The 24,972-nt window shown below is 64.3% G+C and carries 24 protein-coding genes; 12 read left to right on the plus strand and 12 right to left on the minus strand.

What is annotated here, in order from left to right; translation table 11 throughout:
• Positions 1-298: 298 nt before the first annotated feature.
• Positions 299-1,294 carry a helix-turn-helix transcriptional regulator gene (locus tag OC450_RS13590; protein ID WP_262048047.1) on the minus strand — a complete coding sequence of 332 codons (996 nt, stop codon included), beginning with the start codon at positions 1,292-1,294 and terminating at the stop codon, positions 299-301.
• A gap of 223 nt (positions 1,295-1,517) precedes the next feature.
• Between OC450_RS13590 and OC450_RS13595 the strand changes: the two genes are divergently transcribed.
• Positions 1,518-3,038, plus strand: coding sequence for a caspase domain-containing protein (locus tag OC450_RS13595; RefSeq protein ID WP_211385629.1), 1,521 nt, complete (start codon positions 1,518-1,520; stop codon positions 3,036-3,038).
• A 26-nt stretch (positions 3,039-3,064) separates the two neighbouring features.
• On the opposite strand, the gene OC450_RS13600 is transcribed toward OC450_RS13595, so the two are convergent.
• The gene (locus tag OC450_RS13600) at positions 3,065-3,343 is read right to left on the minus strand and encodes a hypothetical protein (protein WP_211385630.1); all 279 of its coding nucleotides are present in this window, start codon (positions 3,341-3,343) and stop codon (positions 3,065-3,067) included.
• A gap of 120 nt (positions 3,344-3,463) precedes the next feature.
• Here OC450_RS13600 and OC450_RS13605 point away from each other — a divergent pair, with 120 nt between their 5' ends.
• Both OC450_RS13605 and OC450_RS13610 read left to right on the plus strand, forming a co-directional pair.
• Positions 3,464-4,720: an FAD-dependent oxidoreductase gene (locus tag OC450_RS13605; protein WP_262048048.1), complete on the plus strand. Its 1,257-nt coding sequence runs from the start codon at positions 3,464-3,466 to the stop codon at positions 4,718-4,720.
• A gap of 179 nt (positions 4,721-4,899) precedes the next feature.
• Positions 4,900-5,667 (plus strand): outer membrane protein, encoded by a 768-nt coding sequence (locus OC450_RS13610; protein WP_211385632.1) that lies wholly within the window; start codon positions 4,900-4,902, stop codon positions 5,665-5,667.
• 202 nt (positions 5,668-5,869) lie between these two features.
• On the opposite strand, the gene OC450_RS13615 is transcribed toward OC450_RS13610, so the two are convergent.
• The 4 genes from OC450_RS13615 to parE form a co-directional block, all read right to left on the minus strand.
• Entirely contained in the window at positions 5,870-6,640 is a 771-nt protein-coding gene (locus OC450_RS13615; RefSeq protein WP_211385633.1) for an SDR family NAD(P)-dependent oxidoreductase, read from the minus strand.
• Between the two features lie 21 nt (positions 6,641-6,661).
• A complete protein-coding gene (locus tag OC450_RS13620; RefSeq protein WP_007609848.1) occupies positions 6,662-6,847 on the minus strand; it encodes a hypothetical protein in 186 nt (61 codons plus the stop codon).
• A gap of 227 nt (positions 6,848-7,074) precedes the next feature.
• Positions 7,075-7,857: an outer membrane protein gene (locus OC450_RS13625; protein WP_211385635.1), complete on the minus strand. Its 783-nt coding sequence runs from the start codon at positions 7,855-7,857 to the stop codon at positions 7,075-7,077.
• 430 nt (positions 7,858-8,287) lie between these two features.
• On the minus strand, positions 8,288-10,333 hold the full coding sequence (gene parE / locus OC450_RS13630; protein WP_262048049.1) for a DNA topoisomerase IV subunit B: 2,046 nt from the start codon (positions 10,331-10,333) through the stop codon (positions 8,288-8,290).
• Positions 10,334-10,607: 274 nt separating this feature from the next.
• On the opposite strand from parE, the gene OC450_RS13635 reads away from it, so the two are divergent.
• Positions 10,608-11,138, plus strand: a complete 531-nt coding sequence (locus OC450_RS13635; protein WP_211385637.1) for a DedA family protein — start codon at positions 10,608-10,610, stop codon at positions 11,136-11,138.
• A gap of 39 nt (positions 11,139-11,177) precedes the next feature.
• On the opposite strand, the gene OC450_RS13640 is transcribed toward OC450_RS13635, so the two are convergent.
• Positions 11,178-12,173, minus strand: a complete 996-nt coding sequence (locus OC450_RS13640; RefSeq protein WP_256808061.1) for an MBL fold metallo-hydrolase — start codon at positions 12,171-12,173, stop codon at positions 11,178-11,180.
• A gap of 381 nt (positions 12,174-12,554) precedes the next feature.
• Between OC450_RS13640 and OC450_RS13645 the strand changes: the two genes are divergently transcribed.
• Both OC450_RS13645 and argC read left to right on the plus strand, forming a co-directional pair.
• Complete coding sequence (locus tag OC450_RS13645) at positions 12,555-13,223, plus strand: FMN-binding negative transcriptional regulator (RefSeq protein ID WP_262048050.1); 669 nt, start codon at positions 12,555-12,557, stop codon at positions 13,221-13,223.
• Positions 13,220-14,203, plus strand: coding sequence for an N-acetyl-gamma-glutamyl-phosphate reductase (argC, locus tag OC450_RS13650; protein ID WP_262048051.1), 984 nt, complete (start codon positions 13,220-13,222; stop codon positions 14,201-14,203). Before OC450_RS13645 ends, argC begins: the two co-directional genes overlap by 4 nt.
• Before the next feature lie 144 nt (positions 14,204-14,347).
• Here argC and OC450_RS13655 read toward each other — a convergent pair whose 3' ends face one another.
• From OC450_RS13655 to OC450_RS13665, 3 genes are all read right to left on the minus strand, one after another.
• Entirely contained in the window at positions 14,348-15,115 is a 768-nt protein-coding gene (locus OC450_RS13655; RefSeq protein ID WP_262048052.1) for an outer membrane protein, read from the minus strand.
• Between the two features lie 311 nt (positions 15,116-15,426).
• Positions 15,427-15,825, minus strand: a complete 399-nt coding sequence (locus tag OC450_RS13660) for an MAPEG family protein (RefSeq protein WP_211385647.1) — start codon at positions 15,823-15,825, stop codon at positions 15,427-15,429.
• 62 nt (positions 15,826-15,887) lie between these two features.
• Positions 15,888-17,696 (minus strand): PHA/PHB synthase family protein, encoded by a 1,809-nt coding sequence (locus OC450_RS13665; RefSeq protein WP_256808063.1) that lies wholly within the window; start codon positions 17,694-17,696, stop codon positions 15,888-15,890.
• A 253-nt stretch (positions 17,697-17,949) separates the two neighbouring features.
• On the opposite strand from OC450_RS13665, the gene OC450_RS13670 reads away from it, so the two are divergent.
• The 6 genes from OC450_RS13670 to OC450_RS13695 all read left to right on the plus strand — a co-directional run bounded on the left by OC450_RS13670 (position 17,950) and on the right by OC450_RS13695 (position 23,575).
• Entirely contained in the window at positions 17,950-18,225 is a 276-nt protein-coding gene (locus tag OC450_RS13670) for a hypothetical protein (protein WP_211385817.1), read from the plus strand.
• Positions 18,226-18,439: 214 nt separating this feature from the next.
• The gene (locus tag OC450_RS13675; protein WP_262048053.1) at positions 18,440-19,660 is read left to right on the plus strand and encodes an LL-diaminopimelate aminotransferase; all 1,221 of its coding nucleotides are present in this window, start codon (positions 18,440-18,442) and stop codon (positions 19,658-19,660) included.
• A 29-nt stretch (positions 19,661-19,689) separates the two neighbouring features.
• Positions 19,690-21,006 (plus strand): homoserine dehydrogenase, encoded by a 1,317-nt coding sequence (locus OC450_RS13680; RefSeq protein WP_262048054.1) that lies wholly within the window; start codon positions 19,690-19,692, stop codon positions 21,004-21,006.
• Positions 21,007-21,143: 137 nt separating this feature from the next.
• Positions 21,144-22,145 carry a class II fructose-bisphosphatase gene (gene glpX / locus OC450_RS13685; protein WP_211385654.1) on the plus strand — a complete coding sequence of 334 codons (1,002 nt, stop codon included), beginning with the start codon at positions 21,144-21,146 and terminating at the stop codon, positions 22,143-22,145.
• A gap of 87 nt (positions 22,146-22,232) precedes the next feature.
• Complete coding sequence (locus tag OC450_RS13690) at positions 22,233-22,952, plus strand: haloacid dehalogenase type II (RefSeq protein WP_262048055.1); 720 nt, start codon at positions 22,233-22,235, stop codon at positions 22,950-22,952.
• A gap of 77 nt (positions 22,953-23,029) precedes the next feature.
• Entirely contained in the window at positions 23,030-23,575 is a 546-nt protein-coding gene (locus OC450_RS13695; RefSeq protein ID WP_262048056.1) for a hypothetical protein, read from the plus strand.
• A gap of 110 nt (positions 23,576-23,685) precedes the next feature.
• On the opposite strand, the gene OC450_RS13700 is transcribed toward OC450_RS13695, so the two are convergent.
• Together OC450_RS13700 and OC450_RS13705 are read right to left on the minus strand one after the other, a co-directional pair.
• Positions 23,686-24,657, minus strand: coding sequence for an MBL fold metallo-hydrolase (locus tag OC450_RS13700; protein WP_211385659.1), 972 nt, complete (start codon positions 24,655-24,657; stop codon positions 23,686-23,688).
• Entirely contained in the window at positions 24,654-24,962 is a 309-nt protein-coding gene (locus tag OC450_RS13705) for a hypothetical protein (protein WP_211385660.1), read from the minus strand. The genes OC450_RS13700 and OC450_RS13705 overlap by 4 nt, the downstream gene beginning before the upstream one ends.
• Positions 24,963-24,972 lie beyond the last annotated feature (10 nt).

Here is a 24,972-nt window from a genome sequence, read left to right on the forward strand (position 1 = left end):
GAGCCTCTGGTCGAAACCGCCGTTCGGAATCGAGGGTAATAAGGCTGTCGCGTTCCACCCCGAAACGGCGCGCTCTCAAAGAAGCTGGGGGTGCTGACTCACGCGAACAAAGCGCCAGGCTCAGGAATCGGTCTTCGATCTGAGCCGCGTCGCCTCGGAACATAGGCGGGAATCGGCCAAAGTCAATGGAGCAGGCGCGGGAAGGTCCTAAAAAACCTGAGGTTTTTGCGCAAATAGCGGGCGCGGCTGCGGTTTTCCGTCAAATCCAGTGATCCGTCGGCATCTGCCCAAACGGCAGTTAACGCCCTTCCTGACCCCGGGCGCGGAAGTCGCCGGGGGCCATTCCGTAGGCGGCGTTGAAGACCCGATAATAGGTCGCCAGGCTGTCGAAGCCGCAGGAGGTTGCGATGTCAGCGATCAGCCGGTCCGGGGCTTCGCGCATCAGGTGGCGGCTCTGTTTCAGGCGTTCGTCCGTGACGGTCTGCGAAAAGCTCCTCGCCGCGCTCTCGAACAGCATGTGCAGGTGACGCACCGATACGCCGAGCAGGTCGGCTACCATCGCCGGCGCCAGATTCGGGTCTTGCAGGTGGCGCCCGATCAGGCGCCGGGCCTGCGAAAGCCGGGCGGTCCGCAGCGCGGCCTGCCCGAGGCGGCTGCCGGGCCGCAGGATGCCGCGCTCGATCAGCGCCAGATGGGCGAGGGCTTGAACCAAGGAGGCTTGAACCAAGGAGGCCTGGCCGAGGGAGGTCGCATCGGCGGCGCCGTCATCACCTGCGGCGGCCTCACCGAGATCGGCGAAGCAGGCGCCGAGCAGGGGCGCCAGGCCGGGATCGTCGAACGTCCGCGGCGCAAGCTCGCGCATGCGCTTGTCTTGCACGGAAAGGCCGCTCAGGGGGATCTTCAGGATCCGCAGGTGGAAGCCGCCCGCGCCCAGCGGCGCGGTGCGATAGGGCAGGTCGGTATGGCTGGTGGCGAAGCTGCCATTGGCGATCGCGAAGTCGCTTCCGCGCATGCCGCCGAACCAGCCCCCACTGCCGAGCTGCTGGTAGACGCAGATGCTGTCACCGGGCGCGCGGGCGATGTCGGTCGTGCTGCGCTCGACCGTGTAGTGCGAGGCCTTCAGCTCGACGAGACTGCCGCCCCCGAGCTGGCGCAGGGAGAATTCGCCGAAGAAGTCCGCCCGCCGTTCGCGCTCGAGTTCGGCGGTGACGCCGAACAGCCCCTTGGCGCGCACCTCGCGCCAATAGTCGAAGCGATCGTGCGGCTCCACCTCGTCGGTACACCAGCGATACACGGCAGCCCCCGTTTGCAGCGCAATTGTCCAAGAAATCGCCCGAGAAATCGTTCAAGAAAAAGCAGATTCCAGAGGAATCTGCCATAGGCCAAATGATGGAACCGAGACGCGAAGCCGTTGAACCGTCCATATGGCTGGGCCGACTATCACATCAACGGCGGAGCGCTCCAATGAACTGTTCGAGGGGATCGGCGGCGGGCCGCTCTGCAACGGGAAGCTTTCGATGACGCGTCGGCTCTTCAGAATTCTGGCGGCGCTTGGCCTCGCGGCAAGCCTGAGCGGTTTCGCGCTCCCGGCCCGTGCCGACAAGCGCGTCGCGCTCGTGGTCGGCAACAACGACTACAGGAACGTCCCGAAACTGCTCAAGGCGGTCAACGACGCCCGCACCATGGGCGATACGCTGAAGCAGCTTGGCTTCTCGGTGATGGTGGCCGAGAACCAGAGCCGGCAGCAATTCTCCGAGACGCTGCTCGCCTTCGACAAGGCGATCGAGCCCGGCGACACCGCGTTCTTCTTTTATGCCGGCCACGGCTTCGAGATCGCCGGCCAGAACTATCTGCTGCCGACCGACGTGCCGGCGGCCACGGAAGGACAGGAAGAGCTGGTGCGCGACGCCTCCATCCTGGCCGACCGCATCGTCGAGCGCCTCCAGAACAAGAAGGCGCGAACCTCGATCCTGGTGTTCGACGCGTGCCGCAACAATCCGTTCGAGCGCAAGGGCACCCGCGCGGTGGCCGGCGGCGGCGGGCTCGCGCCCATGGTGCAGCTGCCCGAAGGCGTATTCTCGGTGTTCTCCGCAGGTCCCCGCCAGACCGCGCTCGATCGCCTCTCCAACGACGACGCCAATCCCAATTCGGTGTTCACGCGCACCTTCGCCAAGGAGCTGCTCCAGCCCGGCGAGAACCTCGTGCAGGTCGCGCAGCGCACCCGCCGTCTCGTGAGCGAGATGGCCGATACCGTCAAGCACAGGCAGGTGCCGGTCTATTTCGATCAGATGGTCGACGACGTCTTCTTGAGCGGCACGGCGAAGGATGGCGCTGCCGCAGCGCGCCCGGTCGATCCGCCCGCGCAGAAGCTCGCGGCCCTGCCGCCGGTGTCGGTTCCGCGCCTGCCGAAAGAGGAAACCACCAACGCGCCGATCGCGAGCTTCTCGCGCCACAATGGCGGCTGGAGCGTGGTGTTCTCGTTCGCCGACCCGACGCTCGGCATCTCCTGGCGGATGGCCGGCAACGGCGATTTCCGCGAGACCGGCTTCATCGACACGCTCGATCCGCGCACACGCAAGCGGATGCCGAACCCGTCGATCGAATTGCCGCCGGACGCGCAAGCCGGCACCATCGAGGTTCGCTATGTCGATCAATCCGGCGACATGCAGGGACCGTTCCCGATCAGGTTCGATCCCGAAGCCGCGCTGATACGCGATCAGCGCAAGATCCTCGACATGACCGCGACGAGCTGGCTGTCGTTCCGCGAATTCAACGGGCTGCTCGTCTACTACACCCACCTCGTGTCCTACCGCTGCGCCATCCGCGAGGTACGCATCGGCATCGACACCGCCGTTCCGAACCAGGTGCTGAAGATGCCGGGCTGCGACATGCGCGACCCCAGCGCGATCAGCGCCGGCATGCCGCTCTACATGAAGCTCGCGCCGGCGACGCAATTCGTTTCGGTGGAATTGACCTATCGCGACGGCAGCGTGTCGGAGATCAAGAGCTTTCGAACAGTGAACCGCAGCAACAATTGACGACGCGGGCGGAGGCTACGCGTCCGCTATCCGCGCCGCTTGCTGATGAAGCGCTTGACCGACTCGACGGCCTCGATCAAGGGCGGAGCCAGCGAGAAGAATGCGCCCATCGCGATCGAGATGATGACGTGGCGGAGCAGGAGCTTCTCCTGCTCCTCGAACGGATAGCCATTCTGATCGATCGACACGGGTGCGAGCGCGCCCGTTTGCCGCGGCCTCCGCGGCTTGCGCGGCGGGATCATGACCACGACGAAGAGCACGTTGATCAGGAGCCAGGCGCCGAGCAGTATAAGGATAGTCCGCACTGCAATTTCCTGAAATCAATCGTATTTAAAGACGACGCTAACGGTCATTCGCCATTGCGGCAAATGAATCCTGTTTGCTGCACCGCACAGAAAACTTAAGTCGTAAATGAGGATCGCGCCGTGAAACCAGATGCGTCGCAGCCTTCGCAAGGTCTCACCGTAAAAGCCCGGTGTTGCATCGTTGGCGGCGGGCCGGCCGGCATGATGCTCGGCTACCTCCTGGGACGTGCCGGCATCGATGTCGTGGTGCTGGAGAAGCACGCGGATTTCTTCCGCGACTTTCGCGGCGACACGGTGCATCCCTCGACGCTCGAGGTGATGGACGAGCTCGGCCTCATCGACGAATTCCTGAAGCTGCCGCATCAGCGCCTGCAGAAGATGGACGGCCTGTTCGGCGGCACGCCGGTGCGCATCGCCGACCTCGGCCGCCTCCACACCAAATACCCTTTCATCGCCTTCATGCCGCAATGGGACTTCCTCAATTTCCTGCGGGAGTCCGGCCGGCGCTTTGCTTCGCTCAAGGTGATGATGACTACGGAGGCCGTCGATCTGATCCGCCGCGGCGAGACCATCGCCGGCGTGCGGGCGAAGACGCCGGAGGGGCTGATCGACATCGAGGCCGATCTCACCGTCGCCTGCGACGGCCGGCATTCGACCGTGCGCGAACGCGCGGGTTTCGAGGTCGAGGAGATCGGCGCGCCGATGGACGTGCTGTGGTTCCGCGCCGGCCGCAATGCCGACGAGACGGAAAACGTGTTCGCGCGTGTCGAACCCGGCAAGATGATGATCACCTTCGATCGCGGCGAGTATTGGCAATGCGCCTATGTCATCGCCAAGGGACAATTCGAGGCAGTGAAGGCGAGGGGATTGCAGGCGCTGCTCGAAGACGTCGTGCGCATGGCGCCGATCCTGAAGAGCGGCATTGCCGAGGTGAAGAGCTTTGACGACGTCAAGCTGCTCACGGTCGCGATCAACCGCCTGAAGCGCTGGACGCGGCCGGGCCTGCTTCTCATCGGCGATGCCGCGCATGCGATGTCGCCGGTCGGCGGCGTCGGCGTCAATCTCGCCGTGCAGGATGCGGTCGCCACCGCCAACCTGCTGGCGGACAAGATGCAGCACGGCTGCGCGTCGGAGAACGAGCTCGATGCCGTGCGCCGTCGCCGCGAGTTCCCGGTGAAGATGACGCAAGCGATGCAGGTGATCGTGCAGAACAACATCATCAGCGGCGCCTTGCAGGGCGGCGGTCGGCCGCTGAAGGTGCCGCTGATCGTGCGCCTCATTACCGCGGTGCCATGGCTCCAGGGCATTCCGGCGCGCCTGCTCGCGCTCGGCGTGCGGCCCGAGCACGTGCATTCGAAGGACGTCGCGGCATCGTAGCGCAGGAATTCGGTAGGGATAACGCGGCGTTAAATCGCGCGCGGCGCGTTGCCTGCGTGCAACAGCGCAAACGGATTCAGGGCGCGTTGCCCGGCAATCCCGCGTCTTAACTTTCTTGATTCAAATTTGAGTAAGAACTGCGTGTGAGCGTGCACCCATCAAAGGATACGGGGTGTACCATGCGTAACAAATTGATTGCCGCCTTCGCCTGCACGACCGCTCTGGTTTCGACCGGCGCTGCGTCCGCCGCCGATCTCGGCGCGCGCTACACGAAGGCGCCGGCCTATGTCGAGCCGATGTTCAACTGGACCGGTTTCTACGTCGGCGGCCACATCGGCGGCGCATGGACCAACGAGCAGTTCATCAACAGCGGGGCCGGCGCGCCGTTCGGCGATCTCGTCCCGGGCCAGGGTTATCGTCAGCGCAACTCCGGCATCATGGGCGGCGCCCAGATCGGCTACAACTGGCAGGCCAACAACTACGTGTTCGGCATGGAAGGCACGATCTCAGGCCTCGACAACAAGGGCTCGTTCACCAACACCGCGTTCGGCGCGGGCGACGACGTGTTCTCCTGGCGCGCCAACGTGCTCGCGACCGTCGTCGGCCGTGCGGGCTTCGCCGTGCAGAACAACCTGTTCTACTTCAAGGGCGGCTATGCCGGCGTGAACAACCGCCTGTCGGTCACCGATACGGTTGGCCCGGTAACCGGTTCTGGCGGTCAGACCCACTGGGCCAACGGCTGGACCGTCGGCGCCGGCTGGGAATACGGCGTCACCCGCAACTGGATCGTCGGCCTCGAGTACAATTACGCGGCCTTCGGCAGCCAGACCTATCAGCTCGGCGGCACCTCGGGTACCTACACCTTCGATGCCAAGCCGCGCGACATCCAGTGGGCCGTCGTCCGCGCGAGCTACAAGTTCGACGCGCCGGTCATCGCGCGTTACTAGAGCATGATCCGGAAAAGCGCGAAGCGGTTTTCCGAAAAGATCATGCTCAAACAAGAACCTAAGGCGCGATGACGATTCATCCCAATCTCATCGCGTTTTAAGGGCGTCAACGAACGATCAAGCACCTAAAAGAAAATCGCGACCAAGAATTAAAAAGCCCCGGCTTCGTCCGGGGCTTCTTTTTTTGCGTGTGGGGCAGGGCTCAGGCCATCACCGAGAACCCGCCGTCGACGGGGATCGCGGTGCCCGTGACGAAATTCGAGGCGGCCGAGGCGAGGAACACGGCGATGCCGGCGAAGTCGTCGATGTCGCCCCAGCGACCCGCAGGCGTGCGTGCCAGCACCCGCTCGTGCAATCCCGAGACCTGCTGCCGTGCGCCGCGGGTCAGGTCGGTGTCGATCCAGCCCGGCAGGATGGCGTTGACCTGGATGTTGTCGGGCGCCCACGCATTGGCGCAGGCGCGCGTGTACTGCACGATGCCGCCCTTGCTCGCCGCATAGGCGGTCGCGAAGCTCGCGCCGAAGATCGACATCATCGAGCCGATGTTGATCACCTTGCCGTTGCCGGACGCCTTCAGCGCCGGATAGGCCAGCTTCGAGCACAGGAAGGCGCTGGTGAGGTTGGTGTTGATCACCTTGTTCCACTCGTCGAGCTCGAGCTCGTGCGGCGGCTTGCGGATGCTCATCCCGGCATTGTTGATGAGGATGTCGATGCGGCCGAGATCCTTGACGACACGCTCGACCATCGCGGCGATCGCCGCCTTGTCGGTCACGTCGGTGGTGACGGCGATCGCCTTCACGCCGCGCTGCCTGAGATCGGCGACGGCGGCCGCGGACTTGGTTTCGTTGCGTCCGACCACGGCGATGTCGGCGCCGGCATCGGCCAGACCGTGGGCGAGGCCGAGCCCGATGCCGCCATTGCCTCCCGTGACAATCGCGACCTTGCCGCGCAGATCGAACCGATTGGATGTCATGCTGCTATTCCCTGGTTTCTTCTATTGGTTGCTCTGCCAGATCAGCACCAGCCCAAAGCCCGCCATGGCTGCGCCATAGCCGGCCCATTGCAGCTGGTTGACCATGAAGCTCGATCGCGGCCACGCGACGGTGCCCGTGCCCTGTCCGATCCAGAGCAACCCGACGGCGAGGGCAAACAGGCCTGCGATCAGCAGAAATCTGCGCATGCATTCCTCCCCATCGATCTGCTTCTGTCGTGGCCCCCGCGATGAACGATCGTCGCAGGCCGCGAGAACTTGGGAAGCAGACTAGCCGCAGCTTCGGCTCGGGTACAATGGCCGTTACCGCATGCGGCCGGGCAGCAGGCTCAGCGCAGGACCTCGCCAACGAAAAAGCCCCGGCCGAGGCCGGGGCTTGACGTCTGATCGGGAGATCAGATCAGGACTTGTTCAGCTCAGTACTTCGCGACGACCGGACCGGTCCAGTTGAAGCGGTAGACCAGCGAGGTCGAGATCGTCTGGTTCCAGGTGTTGGCGCGGATGCTGTTGCCGACCGGCACGTTGCCGACGTCGGTCAACTCGTCCTGGGTCTTGGCGTTGTAGAAGGCCGAGCGGTATTCGGTCTTCATGAACCAGCCGGGCGACTGGATGCCGAAGATGTTCAGGTTGTTCTCGACGCCGCCGCCGACGAACCAGCCGTTACGGTTATAGCTGTTGAGGTGGGTACCGTTCGGAACGCCAGCCAGCGTCATGAAGTTGGTCTGGCCGAAGTGGGCGCCCGAGTAACCGCCGTTGACGTAGGAGAGAACGTTCGGAGCAACCAGCCAGCCGAGGCGCACACCAGCGGCCCAGGAGTCTTCCAGCTTCTGGTTGCCGGTGATGCCGAGGGTCGGATCCTGAACGGTAGCGCGGATGCTGCCGAACTGACCGTCGGCGAACACACCGGCGACCCAGGTGCTGTTGAACTGCCAGTCGTAGCCGAGACCGACGGTGCCGAACCAGCCCGAGCCACCCTGGCGCTGGTCGATCGTCAGCGGAATTGCGCCGACAGTGGTCTGCACGTGCTGGTCGGAAGCAGAAAGCCCGCCGCCGGCGCCGCCGAAGATGTAGAAGCCGGTCCAGTTGGCGACGGGGGCCGCCATCGGAGCCTTCACGTAGGGGCGGGCACCCAGGTCAGCCGCCGAGGCCGAGCCGGTCATCGCGGCAACCGCGGTCAGTGCGAGCAAAATCTTCTTCATTTTAAAATCCCCAAGCTTTGGTCTGTCCGGCAGGCGCGAGCGCACTGAAGTCCTCTGATCTGATGCCCGGACTATAGCCGCTTCTCGCCGAAATGCTGTTGCAGGGCAGGCACAGTCGCCGGAAAACGCGGTTCGGCGGGGATTCGGGGCGCAAGCGCCTAAGTCAGGAATAATGACATAATTTCAATGCGTTGAGGCGATTTTTGAGATGTCGAATTCAGGTAACTTCTGGTTAGGGAATTGGGCTTTGTCCGAAATGGCGGCAGCCCTGCCTCAGCCGTGGCTCGGTGAGTCGTTGGCCGAGTCGCCAGGCGAGGAAGCAGGGAATCACCGAAGCCGAGGCGGGCAATTGGTATTGTCCGCAAAATAAAACAGCCCCGGCTTGATGCCGGGGCTCTTGATGGACACGGCGCCGGGATGCCCTGCGGCTTCAGACGTCGAGCAACTCTTCGTTGGCAAATTCGGCCTTGTCCGAGATGAACGCGAAGCGTGCCTCGGCCTTGGTGCCCATCAGGCGCTCCACCGAGTCCGCCGTGGTGTCGCGGTCGTCGGCGAGCAGCACCACCTTGAGCAGCGTTCGCCTGGCCGGATCCATGGTGGTTTCCTTGAGCTGCGCCGGCATCATCTCGCCGAGGCCTTTGAAGCGGTTCACCTCGACCTTGGCGTTGGCGTTGAACTCGCCTTTGATCAGCGCCTCCTTGTGCGCGTCGTCGCGTGCGTAGATCGACTTCGTGCCGACTGTCAGCTTGTAGAGCGGCGGCACCGCGAGGAAGAGATGCCCTTCGTCGATCAGCCGCGGCATCTGCCGGTAGAAGAAGGTGATCAGCAGCGAAGCGATGTGGGCGCCGTCGACGTCGGCGTCGGTCATGATGATGATGCGCTGATAGCGCAGATCCTCTTCGCGATATTGCGCGAGCATGCCGCAGCCGATCGCCTGCACGAGGTCGGCGAGCTGCGTGTTCGCCGTCAGCTTGTCCTTGCCGGCGGAGGCGACGTTGAGGATCTTGCCACGCAGCGGGAGCACGGCCTGGTTCTTGCGGTCGCGCGCCTGCTTGGCGCTGCCGCCTGCCGAGTCGCCCTCGACGATGAAGAGTTCCGAGCCATCCAGACCGGCATCGGTGCAATCGGCGAGCTTGCCGGGCAGGCGCAGCTTCTTGCCCGCGGTCTTGCGCGCGGTCTCCTTTTCCTGGCGGCGGCGCAGCCGTTCCTCGGCGCGGTCGACCACGAAGTCGAGCAGCCTGTTGGCCTGGTTCGGATTGCCCGAGAGCCAATGGTCGAACGGATCCTTCATCGCCTGTTCGACGATGCGCTGCGCTTCGGCGGTGGCGAGACGATCCTTGGTCTGGCCCTGGAATTCAGGCTCGCGCACGAACACCGAGAGCATCACGGCGGCGCCCACCATCACGTCTTCCGACGTAATGGACGAGGCGCGCTTGCCCTGGCCGACACGTTCGGCGTGATCCTTCAGGCCGCGCAAGAGCGCGCTGCGCAAGCCCGATTCATGCGTGCCGCCATCCGGCGTCGGCACCGTGTTGGTGTAGGACGACAGGAAGCCGTCGGCATCCGCGGTCCAGGCCACGGCCCATTCGCAGGCGCCATGCGCGCCGTTGCGGCCCGATTTGCCGGAGAAGATGTCGGGATGCACCAGCGTGTCGGCGTGGATCGCGGCGGCGAGGTAATCCTTGAGGCCGCCGGGGAAGTGGAACGTCGCTTCCGCCGGCACGTCCTCGACGCCCTTGAGCAGCTCGGGCGCGCAGTTCCAGCGGATCTCGACGCCGCCGAACAGATACGCCTTCGAGCGCGTCATCTTGAACAGGCGCTGCGGCTTGAACGCGGCCTTGGCACCGAAGATGTCAGTGTCGGGCTTGAAGCGCACGCGGGTGCCGCGGCGGTTGTTGACCTTGCCGAGGTCCTCGAGCTTGCCCTTCGGGTGTCCGCGCTCGAACCTCATGCGATAGAGCTTCTGGCTGCGTGCGACCTCGACCTCGAGCAGCGAGGAGAGGGCGTTCACAACGGAGATGCCGACGCCGTGCAGGCCGCCCGAGGTCTCGTAGACCTTGGAGTCGAACTTGCCGCCGGAATGCAGCGTGCACATGATGACTTCGAGCGCCGACTTCTTCGGGAATTTCGGATGCGGATCGATCGGAATGCCGCGGCCGTTGTCGATGACGGTCAAAAAGCCGTCCGCGCTCAGATCGACTCCGATGAAGGTCGCATGCCCCGCGAGCGCCTCGTCCATCGAGTTGTCGATGACCTCGGCGAACAGGTGATGCAGGGCCTTCTCGTCGGTGCCGCCGATATACATGCCGGGCCTGCGCCGCACCGGTTCCAGGCCTTCGAGCACCTCGATGTCGGCCGCGGTGTAGTCGGCCTCGCCGCCGCTTCCACGGGACGCTGCCTTGACCGGCGCGCGCGACTTCGGCTCTTCGCCGCCGAAGAAATCGTCTTTTGCTTTGGGTTTCAATTGCTTGGACATATATCTTGATACGCTTTCGGGGCCGCGGAAGCGGCGAATCGGTTCAGGTGACTATGCCACTTCTGACCTGGAAAGGTTACCGCAGGGGCGGGCTGGCGGCGTCGTTGGGAGCCAATCCCGGCGATTTTACGCCGCAGCCCCTCCAATTCCCGGCAATTTGACGTCCCGGTCCAGTCTGGATCTGACTTTATGACTTGATGTCACACAAGTCCTTGGCTTACCAGTCCTTTTCATCGAGCAGCACCTTGCGGCAGGGCGGAAGGCAATTTTTTGAATGGAGCAGTTTGCGCACGCCTTGGCCGATTTCGTGCGCGCCCACGAGATGTGGGCAGCTCCGATCGTGTTCCTGCTCGCCTTCGGGGAGTCGCTCGCCTTCATCTCGCTGCTGATCCCGGCCTGGGGAGCGCTGGTGGCGATCGGCGCGCTGATCGGCGCGAGCGGCATCAGCTTCTATCCGGTCTGGATCGCCGGCGGCCTCGGCGCGGCGCTGGGCGACTGGGTCTCCTACTGGTTCGGCTACCGTTACAAGGAGAAGGTCGCGCAGATGTGGCCGCTGTCGCGCTATCCGGAACTGCTGCCCAGGGGCGAGGCCTTCGTGCGGAGTTGGGGCGTGCCGAGCATCTTCATCGGCAGGTTCTTCGGCCCGTTGCGCGCCTCGGTGCCGCTCGCAGCCGGCATCTTCGAGATGCCTTATTGGAGTTTCCAGTCCGCCAATTTCATCTCGGCGCTGATCTGGTCGGCGGCACTGCTTCTGTTCGGGGACGTGATCGCCAAGTTGATGGAATGGATCTGGCGGGTGATCTGACCGGGCGGCAACGCCGCCCGGCTGTGCGCACGGCGAGACCTAGAGCGAGGCGTTCCAGATCGACGGAATCCAGCGATAGCCCGCGCCGTCCTTCTCGACCCGGACCAGACCCGGGAAGGCGGCGTGGAAGGCCTGGATCGGCATCTTCTCGGCAATCGCCATGTCGTAGAGCTTGCGCCGCGTCTCCTGAGCCAGAGGTTTGTCGACGTCGGAGGCGATGTTCCACTCGGGATGCCTGACGAACAGGAACGCTGCGCCGGCGGTGATATCGACCTGCACCAGCACCTGCTCCGCGCCGGAGGCGACGATAAAGGAGCTGTGGCCCGGCGTGTGGCCGGGGCTCGCGACCGCGGTGATGCCGGGCGCGACCTCCTTGCCGGAATCATAGGGTGTCACCTTGCGACCGAGTGCATCGAACACGCGGCGGATGTTCTTGAAATTGCTCTCGAGGATGGGATTGCCCATTCCCTTGCTCATCTCGCCGTCGTCCATCCAGAATTTCCATTCCACTGCCGGCACCATGATCTCGGCATTGGCGAAAGCCGGCTTGTTCTCGGCCGCGAGGAGGCCGTTGATGTGGTCGCCGTGGAAATGCGAGATGATGACGGTGTCGACCGCGGCGCGGTCGATGCTGGCAGCGGCAAGGTTGTTGTGGAACTGCCCGACCTTGCCCTTGGTCTGCGTGAACTGGTCGGGACCGAGACCGGTGTCGATCACGACAAGCTTCGACCCGGTGTTGACCACCACGGGGTTGAAAGTGTGGGTGACCTTGTCGGTCGGCAGATGGTTCTCGGCGAAGATCTTGTTGATGTCGTCCTTGCTGGCGCCGGCCGCGTAATTGTCGGGCAGGTTGACGGTGGTGACGCCGTCGCAGACCACCGTGACCTGGTGGGTGCCTACATTGTAGCGGTAGAAGCTCGCATTCTGTGTTGCGGCGGGCGGCGCTGCGGCGCTCGCGGGCGACGTCTTCATGAATGGCAGGAGCGTTGCGGCGGCGGCGCCGGCCAGTGTTGCGCGACGAGTAATCTCGGTCATGGCGATCTCCTGGGCTGGATTGCGACTGACCGGCGGGGCGTGGCGCGTCGGTCTTTGTCGGGAACCCCCGTTGCTGGTGGAAATTCCGCCGCGCCACGATGACATCAGTGCGGCATCCTGCCGTCACGAGGTGCGGCATCCCGCCGTCACGCCCGCCGATTTGGACTTGACCCTGGAACCCGCTGGCCTTATAGCCCCGCGCCATGATCAACGCCGCGACCATTTTGTTCGCCCGTCGCCGCCGCCGCAGTCTTGCGGTTTGGGCGGTCGATCGCGTTTGAGATCATCGTCTTTGCCGCTGGATCCGATCCGCGGCATTCTCTCTCCTGTCAGCGCGATCTGATCCGGCGGCTCCCCGAGGAGGCCCAGCAGGAGACCACGATGTACACGCCACCCTTTTTCAAGCAGGACCGCGCCGCGAGCCTGAAATTCGCCGAAGAGCGCGGCTTCGGCACCATGTGCGCCTTCGACGGTCTCAAGCCGGTCGCCTCGCCGCTGCCGTTCTACCTGACCTATGCCGCCGACGGCACGCCGCAGGCCGCCTTTCATGTCGCCCGTCACAATCCGCTGCTAAAGTTGGCTAACGGTTCGGGGGCATGGTTGCTCACGGTCAACGGGCCCGATGCCTATGTGTCGCCCGACTGGTACGTCTCGCCGGATCAGGTGCCGACCTGGCTCTACCAGTCGGTGCATCTGGCCGGGCCGGTGCGGCTGTTGTCGGACGACGAGCTGTCGGTGCAGATCGACACGCTCAGCGACAAGTTCGAGAAATGGCTGTTGCCGAAGAAGCCATGGACGTCGGGTAAGATGACGGCCGGGCGGCTCGAGGCGATGAAGAAGGCGATCGTGGGTCTGGTCATGACGGTTGAAGAGGTCGAGGGCAGCTTCAAGCTCAACCAGCACAAGTCCGACGCCGACTATACGGCGATTGCCAATGCGCTCGGCGCGCAGCCCGCCGCCGACGCCAGGAAGATATCGCAACTGATGCAGGACGTGAGGCCGGACGCCTTCGCCGACGAAACCAACAAGCTCGAAAGGAGCGTGCCATGAGTCTCGCTGAAACCACGAAAGCCCCGACCACCGGCGCTGCCAGGAAGCCCGCCACCGTCTTCGTTGATGGCGGCTCCGGCACCACCGGCCTCGGCATCAACGAGCGGCTCAAGCTCCAGAGCGACGTCGTGGTGAAGACCATCGCCGACGACAAGCGCAAGGACCCGGCGGCCAAGAAGGCGCTGATGCAGGATGTCGATCTCGTCATCCTCTGCCTGCCCGACGATGCCGCGAAGGAAACGGTCGCGCTGATCGATAGCATGGGGCCGTCGGGTCCGAAGGTGCTGGACGCCTCGACCGCGTACCGGGTCGCGCCCGACTGGGCCTATGGCTTTCCGGAACTGACGCCGGACCAGGCCGGCAAGATCAAGGCTGCGAAGAAGGTCTCCAATCCCGGCTGCTATCCGACCGGCGCGATCGCGCTGCTGCGGCCGATCGTCGACGCCGGCCTGCTGCCGCAGGACTATCCCGTCACCGTCAATGCGGTGAGCGGCTATTCCGGTGGCGGCAAGTCGATGATCGCGAGCTTCGAAGACGGCAGCGCGCCGTCCTTCGAGCTCTACGGCCTCGGCTTCGAGCACAAGCACCTGCCGGAGATGCAGCTCTATTCGAACCTGACGCGACGTCCGATCTTCATCCCGTCGGTCGCCAACTACAGGCAGGGCATGCTGGTCTCGGTCCCGCTCCAGCTCGACACGCTCCCGGGCAAGCCCAGCGGCGCCGATCTCCAGGCCGCACTGGCAAAACGCTACGCCGGATCAAAGTACGTCTCGGTGATGCCGCTTCAGAACGAGACGACCAAGGGCGGCAAGCTCGAGCCCGAGGCGCTCAACGAGACCAACATGATCGAGCTCTACGTCTTTGCCAGCGACAAATATCATCAGGCCGTGCTGGTCGCGCGGCTGGACAATCTGGGCAAGGGCGCCTCGGGTGCAGCCGTGCAGAACATGCGGCTGATGCTGGGCCTGCCGGAGGCGTAGGACTCCGTGCCCCGGACGCAGCGCAGCGCTTCTTCAGCGGTGCGCTGCAGTGCCGGGGCCCATGCTTGGCTTGCTTCGCGTATGGCTCTCCGGATCGCGGCTCCGCGCCGCGACGCAGATGCGTTGCGGCGCGGACATGGGCCCTCAGTATTTCGCGATGACCGGGCCGCCGAACCGGTAGTTGATGCGGGCGGTGATCAGGTCGACATCCTGACCGATGCGATCGGTGCGCGAGAACGTGCCGACAGGCGCCAGCGCGCCGTTGGCCGTGAGGGTGACGTCGTGGTGACCCATGAACATGTGGTCGTATTCGAGGCCGACCGACCAGTTCGGGGCAAAGCCGTACTCGAGGCCGACGCCGATCGTGCCGCCCCAGCGGGTCTCGTTGGCACCATCGAACTCGGCCCCGGCCAGACCGCCCGTACCGATGCCGCGGTAACGATCGCTGGTGACGGCCGCGCCCCCCTTCACGTAGAGCAGCGCATTGTTCCAGGCGTAGCCGACCTGGCCGGTGAACAGGCCGAAGGCATCGACGTGGGTGCGGTTAGCGACGCCGAGCGCGGTGCTGGCATTCCGGCCGTCGAGGTCCGCCCAGTCGCCCTGCGCTTCGAGACCGAACACGAAGGCGCTGCTCTGCCAGCGATAGCCGATCTGGCCACCGGCGACGGCGCCCGTCGCATCATGGCATCCTTCCGCAACGCCGGGCGCGAAGCCGACAGTCTGGTCCCAGCACTTGCGCGACGAACCATAGCCGCCGTTGGCGCCGATATAGAAACCGCTCCAATCATAGATCGCGGCGATCATCGGCGGCGCCTTGGTGTAGGGACGGGCGGCGAGATCAGCGGCACCGGCCTGGGTCGCGACGGTTGCCAGCGACAGGGCGCCGAGCGCGGATACAATCTTCCAATTCATGTCTGCCCCGAATCAATCAATTGCGATGGCCAAATATACCTGTGGATGCACGACACTTCGTATCAGCCCAAGGTCGGCATCGCTGTTTTTGTCGCACTGTCATTCTTTGGCAACACCGGCAGCGCGGCTGGTCTTCGCGTGGTTCAACCTTTCGGCGGCATGGCCCGGTCGGTCCACGCTGACGCCGGCACCTGGGCACGCCCGATGATGGAGCGGATCGTGTCCGCGTCCAGGTCTTCGTGTCAGGTCCTGGAACTGGAGGAAGTCCCGGTTGGGTTCGTGATGCATCGCCACGCGTCCGGGACGCGCGATCAGAGCGCCTTGAAGATCGCGAGCGCCAGCACGGCCTGCGCGAGGAAGCCGACGGAGAAGGCCAGCGTGCGGAACACCGGGATGCCCATCGCATAGACGATGAGATGCGCGACGCGCGACCAGAAATAGACGGCGCAGGCGAGCACCGTCCATTTCGAGGAATAATCGATCGCGTTCAGGATCAGCACCAACGGCGCGAACAGCACCAGGTTCTCGACGGCGTTGTCATGCGCGAACATCAGGCGGTTCGCCCACTCCGATTGCGGCTTGTCGCCGCGCGAAGGATTGGCCATCGCGCCGCCAAGACCGCGAATCTGGCAGCGGTTGATAGTGTAGGGAATCCAGAGGATTCCAGTCAGGATCACCGTCAGTGTCAGCCAGAACAATTCGCGCGTCATAGTCCGGTCCCCTCTGTCATCTCTGTCTTGAGAGCGAGCTTATACAAGCGCGCAAGATTGCGCTATGCGCGGACCCTGACATAGCTGCCGGGCGCGTCCTCGATCGGGGGCAGGGCCTCGCTGCCGACGCTGCGCGCCGGAACTTCTTCCGGATCGAGTGTACCGAGCCATTCGCGCCAGTCCGGCCACCACGAGCCCTTGTGCTCGACCGCGCCCTTCATCCACTCGGCGACGTTGACGTCCTTGATGTTGTCGTTGGTCCAGTACTGGTACTTGTTGGAGGCGGGCGGATTGACGACGCCGGCGATGTGGCCCGAGCCGGACAGCACGTATTTCACCGGACCGCCGAAGAATTGCGAGCCGTACAGCACTGATTCCGCCGGCGCGATGTGGTCCTCGCGGGTGGCGAGGTTGTAGACGGGCACCTTGACCTTGGACAGGTCGAGCAGCGTGTTGTCGAGCACCATCGTGCCGGTGGAGAACCGGTTCTCCAGGTAGCAATTGCGCAAGTAGTAGGAATGGTTCGATGCCGTCATGCGCGTCGCATCCGAATTCCAGTGCAGCAGGTCGAACGCGCTCGGCTGCTGGCCCTTGAGGTAGTTGCTGACGACGTAGGACCAGATCAGATCGTTGGAACGCAGCATGTTGAAGGCCATCGCCATCTTGGAGCCTTCGAGCACACCGGCCGCCTTCATGTCCTGCTCGAGAGCGGCGACCTGCTCTTCGTCCACGAACACCAGCAGATCGCCGGCGTGGGTGAAGTCGACCTGTGCCGCGAAGAACGTCGCGGAGGACACACGCTGGCGGCGCTTTTCGGCGAGCCAGGCCAGCGTCGTCGCGAGCATGGTGCCGCCGACGCAATAGCCGGCGGTATGCACCTTCATCTCGCCGGTGATCTTCTCGATCACGTCCATCGCCGTGAGCGGGCCTTGCTTCATGTAGTCTTCCCAACTCTTGGCTCCGAGCCGCTTGTCCGGGTTGACCCATGAGATCACGAACACGGTGATGCCCTGGTCGACGCACCACTTGATGTAGGATTTCTCCGGCTTGAGATCGAGGATGTAGAACTTGTTGATCCAGGGCGGCACGATCAGGAGCGGCGTGCGCAGCACGTTCTCCGTGGTCGGCGAATACTGGATCAGCTGCATCATCTCGTTCTGGTAGATCACCTTGCCCGGCGTCGTCGCCATGTTGACGCCGACGACGAGATTGTCCGGGTTGGACTGGCGGATCTTCAGCATGCCCTTGCCGGCTGCGATGTCCTCGGCCAGCATCTTCAGGCCGCGCGCGAGATTCTCGCCGCTGCTCGCCACCGTCTCGCGCAGCACCTCCGGATTGGTCAGCACGAAGTTGGATGGCGACAGCGCGTTGGTGACCTGCTGGATGTAGAACTCCGCCTTGCGGCGGGTCGGCGCATCGAGCCCGTCGGCGTCGCGCACAAGCTCGTGTGCCCATTTGGTCGTGAGCAGATAGAGCTGCATCACGAAGTCGAAGAACTGGTTCGACTTCCATTCCGGATCGGCAAAGCGCTTGTCGCGCGGTGAGGGCGCGATCGCGGGAGCAGCGTCCTGTCCGGCCATGCGGCGGGCCGCCGAACCCCAGAGGTCGAGATAATCCTTGGCGAGCTTGGTCTGGAGATCCGATGCGCGGGTCGTATCCGACAGCCAGTATTCGGCGACCGTCGTGAAGGTCTTGACGACCTCGGTCAGTTCGGCCGGCGGGCGGTCCTGCACCTCGCCGCTCTCGCGCGGCTTGAGGTAGGCAGCGAGCGCCTTGCCGCCGCTCTCCATCGCCCGCGCGACATTCATCGCGAAGGCTTCCGCATTAAACTTCGTCTCGGGTTTGGGCGTGTCGGTCGTGGCCATGCTCATGAGCAGAACAGTAACGATTCATTCCGTATTCGTCACCGCGAAGCTCGCATGTTTGGCGTTAAACACTCTCGAAGATGTGTTGCAGTGCGACAAATCTTCTTGGTTCCGTCACAATCGAGCCGCACCGCTCGGCTTGGTAGTGCCGGGCTGTTTTCTCGCTCGCACCATTTGGGCAGCAATGGTTTGAGCTTGGGCGCGGACTTGGGTAAGGTTGCCCGGGGCCGTGCTTTGGGACGAGGTGGGGATTTCCCAAGTGTTGGCGTTGAGGGACCTGCAAAAGTCGCTGCTGATTTGCGGCACGCTCCTGAGCGTGGCCTTTGTGCTGGGCGGCTGTTCGAGCCAACTCGCGGATATGACGCCCGCGGATGCACAGGCGCATCCCAGGGAGCCGAGTAGCTATCTGCCGGTGCATGACCTGCCGCCGGATCGCGATCAGGCGGTCATCCCGCCGGACCAGCGCGCCAAGATCGAGGCCGAGCTTGCCGCCGCGCGCGACCGCCAGGCTGTTGCCGCCAAGGACGCGAAATAGGCGCCGCAAGGTAATCGCTGGCGCCTCCGTCTTGCCGTGCTAAAAGACCTCAGTTCAGCCGAGAGTCAGGGCGAACGACTTCAGCCGCCGTCGGCGATGACTGCTCTAAGTGTCTGATCTTGAGCAATTTTCGCGAAGGTAGCGAGCGCCTTTCCGAATGGCCGTCATGGCCTGTCGATTCTGTCCAGACCGGTTGCCCGGAGCCCAGAGAGCCATGGAAGAATTTTACCGCATCCGCCGCCTTCCGCCTTACGTGTTCGAACAGGTCAACCGGGCCAAGGCGGCCGCGCGGAATGCCGGCGCCGATATCATCGACCTCGGCATGGGCAATCCGGACCTGCCGGCACCGCCGCATGTACTGGAGAAGCTCAAGGAAACGCTCGGCAAGCCGCGCACCGACCGCTACTCGGCCTCCCGCGGCATCCCCGGCCTGCGCCGGGCCCAGGCCGGCTACTATGCCCGCCGCTTCGGGGTGAAGCTCAACCCCGACACCCAGATCGTGGCAACGCTGGGCTCGAAGGAGGGCTTTGCCAATGTGGCCCAGGCCATCACCGCGCCGGGCGATGTCATCCTGTGCCCGAACCCGAGCTATCCGATTCACGCCTTCGGCTTTTTGATGGCGGGCGGCGTGATCCGCTCGGTGCCGTCCGAGCCGACGCCGCAATTCTTCGAGGCCGTCGAGCGGGCGATCGTGCATTCGATCCCGAAGCCGCTCGCGCTCGTCGTCTGCTACCCGTCGACCCCGACCGCCTATGTCGCGAGCCTCGACTTCTACAAGGACCTCGTCGCATTCGCGAAGAAGCACGAGATCCTGATCCTGTCCGATCTTGCCTATGCCGAGGTCTATTTCGACGAGAACAACCCGCCGCCCTCGGTGCTGCAGGTGCCCGGCGCGATCGACGTCACCGTCGAGTTCACCTCGATGTCGAAGACCTATTCGATGGCCGGCTGGCGCATGGGCTTTGCGGTCGGCAACGAGCGCGTGATCGCGGCCCTGGCCCGCGTCAAATCCTATCTCGACTACGGCGCCTTCACGCCGGTGCAGGTCGCCGCGACCGCCGCGCTGAACGGCCCGGACGATTGCATCAAGGAGATGCGTGACACCTACCGCAAGCGCCGCGACGCGCTGGTGGAATCGTTCGGTCGTGCCGGCTGGGAGATCCCGCCGCCGGAGGCCTCGATGTTCGCCTGGGTGCCGCTGCCGGAGGCCTTCCGCAGCGTCGGCAGCATGCAGTTCGCGACCCTGATGGTGGAGAAATCCGGCGTCGCGGTCTCGCCCGGCGTCGGCTTCGGCGAGCATGGCGAAGGATATGTCCGCATCGCGATGGTGGAAAACGAGCAACGGATCAGGCAGGCCGCGCGCGGCGTGCGACGCTTCCTTGAAAGCGGGATCGAAACGTTGCACAACGTCGTTCCGCTCGCCAACCGGCGCTAATTCTCTTCGACAGGTTTTCGAAAAGCATCATGGTCGCACCCCTGAAAGTGGGCATAGCGGGGCTCGGCACCGTGGGCGCCGAAGTTGTCCGTCTGATTGAAACGCAAGCCCGCGTGCTTGCCGGCCGCAGCGGCCGCGGCATCCGCGTCGTCGCCGTCACCGCGCGCTCGAAGGCGAAGAAGCGCGGCATCGACCTGCGCGGCGTCGAATGGGTCAAGGATCCGATCGCGCTCGCCACCCATCCCGGCATCGACTGCTTCGTCGAGCTGATGGGCGGCGCCGGCGATCCCGCGCTGTCCGCGGTGGAGGCTGCGCTGAATGCCGGCAAGTCCGTCGTGACCGCGAACAAGGCGCTGCTCGCCAAGCACGGCCTCAAGCTCGCCAGGGCGGCTGAAAAGCACGGCGGCGCGCTGAATTTCGAGGCAGCGGTCGGCGCCGCGATCCCCGTCATCAAGACGTTACGCGAGGGTCTTGCCGGAACCGGCATCAATCGCGTCTACGGCATCCTCAACGGCACCTGCAATTACATCCTGACCCGGATGGAGCAGGAGGGCCTGTCCTTCGCCGAATGCCTCAAGGATGCGCAGCGGCTCGGCTATGCCGAGGCCAATCCGTCCTTCGACGTCGACGGCCACGATACCGCGCAAAAACTCGCCATTCTCGCCAGCCTCGCATTCGGCACGAAAGTTGCTCAAAGCGCGGTGTATGTCGAAGGTATCTCATCCATCGCGCCGGAAGATCTCCGTGCGGCTGACGATCTCGGTTACCGGCTCAAGCTGCTCGGCGTTGCGGTGCGCACCGCCAAGGGCATCGAGCAGCGTGTGCATCCGACCATGGTTCCAAAATCCTCCTCGATCGCGCAGGTGATGGGTGTCACCAACGCGGTCACGATCGATGGCGAGGGCATCCCGCCGATCACGCTGGTCGGTCCCGGCGCAGGCGGTGCTGCGACCGCATCCGCCGTCGTTGCCGACATCGCCGATGTCGCGCGCGGCATCCGCGCCAATCCGTTCGGCCGGCCGATCTCGCATTTGCGCGACACCAAGAAGGCGCCGATGGAGCGCCACGAGGGCGGCTACTACATCCGCCTTCTGGCACGCGATTTCCCGGGCACCGCGGCGGCGATCGCGACCCGGCTCGCGGAACAGAAGATTTCGATCGAGTCGATCGTGCAACGCCATCCCAATGGCGGCGCTGCGCCCACCGATGGCAAGGCGGTGCCCGTGCCCGTCATCCTGATCACCTATGCTACGCATGAGGACGCCGTGCGCCGCGCGCTGGCGGCCGTGCAGAAGGACAAGGTGATCAGCGGACGGCCGCAGGTGATCCGGATCGAGAAGAACTGAGCATGCTCCGGAAAAGTGCGAAGCGGTTTTCCGGAAAGAGCATGCTCGAACTATGAGGCGGTTCGAACGAACCGTGGGCGTTGTGAGTTGATGCGGGCGGAAATATCCGTCCAAAACTGTTTCGAAGGAGTTAGCCGATGTCGACCCATATTTCAGTCCCGCCGCAAGCGTTGCTCGAGCGCATTCTCACGCTGGAGATCGTGCGCGTGACGGAGCGGGCGGCAGTGTCTTCGGCGCGGCTGCGCGGGCACGGCAACGAGAAGGCGGCCGACCAGGCCGCCGTCGACGCCATGCGGCGCGAGCTCAACAAGCTGCCGATCGAGGGCACCATCGTGATCGGCGAGGGCGAGCGCGACGAGGCGCCGATGCTGTTCATCGGCGAGAAGGTTGGCATGAACGCCGGCCCGCAGGTCGACATCGCGGTCGACCCGCTCGAAGGCACCACGCTGTGCGCCAAGGCCATGCCGGGCTCTATCGCCACGATGGCGATGGCCGATGGCGGCACGCTCCTGCACGCGCCCGACGTCTACATGCAGAAGCTCGCGATCGGTCCCGGCTACGCCAAGGGCGTCGTCGAGCTCGATGCGACACCGGCCGAGAACGTCCGCCGCCTCGCCAAGGCCAAGGGAGTCCAGCCGGACGGGATCACCGTTCTCGTGCTCGACCGTCCGCGCCATGCCAGCATCATCGAGAGCGTGCGCTCGACCGGCGCCGCCGTGCGCCTGATCACCGACGGCGACGTTGCCGGCGTGATCCACTGCGCCGACCCCGACAACACCGGCGTCGACATGTATCTCGGCACCGGCGGTGCGCCAGAAGGCGTGCTCGCGGCGGTGGCGCTGCGCTGCATCGGCGGCCAGATGCAGTGCCGTCTCATCCTCGACTCCGACGAGAAGCGCGAGCGCGCCGCCAAGATGGGCGTCAACGATCCCAAGATGATCTACGGCATCGAGGACATGGCGCGCGGCGACTGCCTTTTCGCCGCCACCGGCGTCACCACCGGCTCGCTGCTGTCGGGCGTCAAATTCCGCAAGGACGGCGTGATCGAGACCGAGACGGTGGTGATGCGCTCCGTTACCGGCACGGTGCGCTACATCAAGGCCGAGCACCGCGAGCTCGCGAAGTTCCACCTGGACTAAGCCACGACATGCTGCCGTCATTCCGGGCCTGCGCCTCGTGGTGCATCCCGGGATGACCAAGAACAAGTAACGTACGGGAAAGCGCCCATGTCCGATCTCTCCGCCGTCAAAGCCCTGGTCTTCGACGTGTTCGGCACGGTCGTGGACTGGCGCACCAGCCTGATCACCGACTTCATGTGGTGGGCGAAGGGGCGCGGCATCAGCGCCGACTGGACCGCACTCGTCGACGGCTGGCGCAGCATGTACATGGCCTCGATGGACGACGTGCGCAAGCATCCCGAGCGCGGCTATGTCATGCTCGACAATCTGCATCGCCGCTCGCTGGACAAGCTGGTCGAGCAATTTTCGATCAAGGGCCTGACCGAGGCCGATCTCGATTACCTCACCAAGGGCTGGCACCGCCTGCAACCCTGGCCCGACAGCGTCGCCGGCCTGACCCGGCTGAAGACGAAATTCGTGATCTCGCCGCTGTCGAACGGCAACGTCGCGCTGCTCACCAACATGGCGAAGTTCGCGGGCCTGCCGTGGGACCTCGTCATGTCGGCCGAGCTGTTCGAGCACTACAAGCCTGATCCCGAGACCTATCTCGGCGCCGCTCGCCTGCTCGGCCTCAAGCCGGAGCAGGTGATGATGGTCGCCGCCCACAACGGCGATCTCGCCGCCGCGCAGAAGAACGGCCTGAAGACCGCCTTCGTGGCGCGGCCGACCGAGTACGGTCCGCTCCAGAAGGCCGATTTCGAAGCCACCGGCAACTGGGACATCGTCGCCAGGGATTTTGGCGGCATCGCCGACAAGCTCGGCTGCTGACAGCGCCGTAGACGATCCGCGGCGAGCCGGCAGGCAACAGCGCAGGCAAGAGCGCAGGCAAGAGCAAGAGGTGCTCGTTGGCCATCTCATTATTGGCCCTGCAAGTGCTGGCCACGGTGGGGATGACCGCTGGGACGATTGCGCTGATGTTTTGGCTGCTTCTGCGGGCCAGGCCGAGCGTGCTCAGCGAGACCGCGGGCGCAATCGAGCCGGAGAAAAGCACTGCCTGGTTCACCGTCGTCGGCGGTTGCATCATGTCGCTGGCCGGCTTGTACGGTGTCCTGTTTCAGGAAGTCGGCTGGGGAGGAGTGGTGGTCGCATTCCTGGGTCTCGGTGCCGCCGGCTTCATGGCGCCGTCGCTCACGTCCGTCCACAAGGTGACGTGGGACCAGGAGTCGATTGAAGGTCCATCGAACCTGTTTGGTCCCACGCTGGGGCTGCGAAGAACCAGACTATCGTGGGACGATATTTCGAGAACCGGAACGACTGTGACCGGCTACTGGTTCGTCGAGAGCCATGACGGCAGGCGGGTCTATTGGAGCTTTCTCTACAAGGGCCACGGCGCTCTCGCCGCTTTTCTTCACGCGAAGCGGCCTGATTTGGAGCGTCCAGTATCTGAATGACGGCCGGCGCGGACTGACGCTGCCACCTCGAAGCCGCTCGCGGCCGCGGAGCCCGCGGAATAGATCACTGATCCGGGCGGCACGTGCGCCGCCCGGATCAGATCCGGCGATTACAACGTCATCTGCATCGGTTCGGGATAATAGTGGAAGCCGTCGCCGACCTTGGCGACGTGGCCGTAGCCCGGCCAGGCGAAGTGATAGGACATCACGGGGGTCTTGTTGGCCGCAAGCATGGTCAGCAGCTTGACGCGCGATTCAGCCGCCTGCTTCGGGTCTGTGTCATAGGAGAATTCCATCCGCGGCCGCTCGAGCAGCAGCACCGAATGATGCGAGAGGTCGCCGAGGAAGGCGAAGGACTTGCCGGCCGACGAGACCAGGAAGATGTGGTGGCCGACGGTGTGGCCGGGCGCGGCGATCGCCTGGACGCCCGGCAGGAATTCCTGGCCGTCCTTGAAAAACACGATGCGGTCGCGAACCGGCAGCAGGTTCTTGCGGGCGTGGACGATGAAGTCCTTGACCGGGCTGCCGAGCTTGCCCTCGTCGGTCCAGAAATCGAAATCGGTCTGCGAGATATAGATCTGCGCGTTCGGAAACAGCGGCTTGCCGCCCTCGTCCACGATGCCCCCGATGTGATCGATATGGGCATGCGAACAGACCACGGCATCGATATCCCCCGGCTTGATGCCGGCCTCGGTCATGCTCTTCTGCTGCCGGCCGGTGGTGGGGCCGAACAGCTTGGAGCTGCCCATGCCGGTATCGAACAGGATGAGCTTGTCGCCGGTGTTCACGATCGGCGAGTTCTGCTCGAGCACGACATTGTCCGGCGACAGGAAATTGTCGGCCAGCATCTTCTTCACGTCCTCCTTGGGAACGCCGGTGAATGTCCCGGAGGGATCGCCGAGCGGCAGTGGTCCGTCGGAGACGACGGTGATCTCGGCATCGCCGAGAACGAAGCGGTGCCAGTACGGCGTCTGGGTGCCGAGCTTGGGAGCGCGCGCAATTGCGGTGGTGCCGAGCATTGCACTGGCACCGAGGCCGGCGCCGAGCGAGAGCAGGGATCGACGTGAGACGTTGAGTGTCATTCGCTTCCTCCACTTTTTCTTTTGAGCTGCGCGAATTTGTCGCGCGCCATGTTCGGCCTGAGGCCAGCCATGATGCTGCGCCGGTTCAGACAAACCAGCAAGTGGAATTGGTTTGCGGATGATCGCGGCTTGTCAAAGTTGCACGTGCAATTCCGGCGCACGACAAAGACGCCATTGCCGACGTTGTTCACGGCGTCACGATCGACCAGCGTTGCTGCAACGCAATCAAGGATTGTGTCGCGATTGTGTCTGCCGGCGCGCCCGATACGGCGGGATGGCAGGAATATTCTGGCAGCTGGAATCATTTTACGTCAC

Source organism: Bradyrhizobium sp. Bra78 (genome assembly GCF_024519855.1).
Classification (GTDB): Bacteria; Pseudomonadota; Alphaproteobacteria; order Rhizobiales; family Xanthobacteraceae; genus Bradyrhizobium; species Bradyrhizobium japonicum_G.

Coding starts and splice junctions, on each gene's coding strand:
- glpX (WP_211385654.1), top strand. CDS start 21,144: ATGTCGACCCATATTTCAGTCCCGCCGCAAGCGTTGCTCGAGCGCATT.
- OC450_RS13645 (WP_262048050.1), top strand. CDS start 12,555: ATGTACACGCCACCCTTTTTCAAGCAGGACCGCGCCGCGAGCCTGAAA.
- OC450_RS13620 (WP_007609848.1), bottom strand. CDS start 6,847: ATGCGCAGATTTCTGCTGATCGCAGGCCTGTTTGCCCTCGCCGTCGGG.
- OC450_RS13635 (WP_211385637.1), top strand. CDS start 10,608: ATGGAGCAGTTTGCGCACGCCTTGGCCGATTTCGTGCGCGCCCACGAG.
- OC450_RS13680 (WP_262048054.1), top strand. CDS start 19,690: ATGGTCGCACCCCTGAAAGTGGGCATAGCGGGGCTCGGCACCGTGGGC.
- OC450_RS13660 (WP_211385647.1), bottom strand. CDS start 15,825: ATGACGCGCGAATTGTTCTGGCTGACACTGACGGTGATCCTGACTGGA.
- OC450_RS13705 (WP_211385660.1), bottom strand. CDS start 24,962: ATGATTCCAGCTGCCAGAATATTCCTGCCATCCCGCCGTATCGGGCGC.
- argC (WP_262048051.1), top strand. CDS start 13,220: ATGAGTCTCGCTGAAACCACGAAAGCCCCGACCACCGGCGCTGCCAGG.
- OC450_RS13700 (WP_211385659.1), bottom strand. CDS start 24,657: ATGACACTCAACGTCTCACGTCGATCCCTGCTCTCGCTCGGCGCCGGC.
- OC450_RS13610 (WP_211385632.1), top strand. CDS start 4,900: ATGCGTAACAAATTGATTGCCGCCTTCGCCTGCACGACCGCTCTGGTT.
- OC450_RS13665 (WP_256808063.1), bottom strand. CDS start 17,696: ATGAGCATGGCCACGACCGACACGCCCAAACCCGAGACGAAGTTTAAT.
- parE (WP_262048049.1), bottom strand. CDS start 10,333: ATGTCCAAGCAATTGAAACCCAAAGCAAAAGACGATTTCTTCGGCGGC.
- OC450_RS13690 (WP_262048055.1), top strand. CDS start 22,233: ATGTCCGATCTCTCCGCCGTCAAAGCCCTGGTCTTCGACGTGTTCGGC.
- OC450_RS13675 (WP_262048053.1), top strand. CDS start 18,440: ATGGAAGAATTTTACCGCATCCGCCGCCTTCCGCCTTACGTGTTCGAA.
- OC450_RS13655 (WP_262048052.1), bottom strand. CDS start 15,115: ATGAATTGGAAGATTGTATCCGCGCTCGGCGCCCTGTCGCTGGCAACC.
- OC450_RS13595 (WP_211385629.1), top strand. CDS start 1,518: ATGACGCGTCGGCTCTTCAGAATTCTGGCGGCGCTTGGCCTCGCGGCA.
- OC450_RS13615 (WP_211385633.1), bottom strand. CDS start 6,640: ATGACATCCAATCGGTTCGATCTGCGCGGCAAGGTCGCGATTGTCACG.
- OC450_RS13625 (WP_211385635.1), bottom strand. CDS start 7,857: ATGAAGAAGATTTTGCTCGCACTGACCGCGGTTGCCGCGATGACCGGC.
- OC450_RS13640 (WP_256808061.1), bottom strand. CDS start 12,173: ATGACCGAGATTACTCGTCGCGCAACACTGGCCGGCGCCGCCGCCGCA.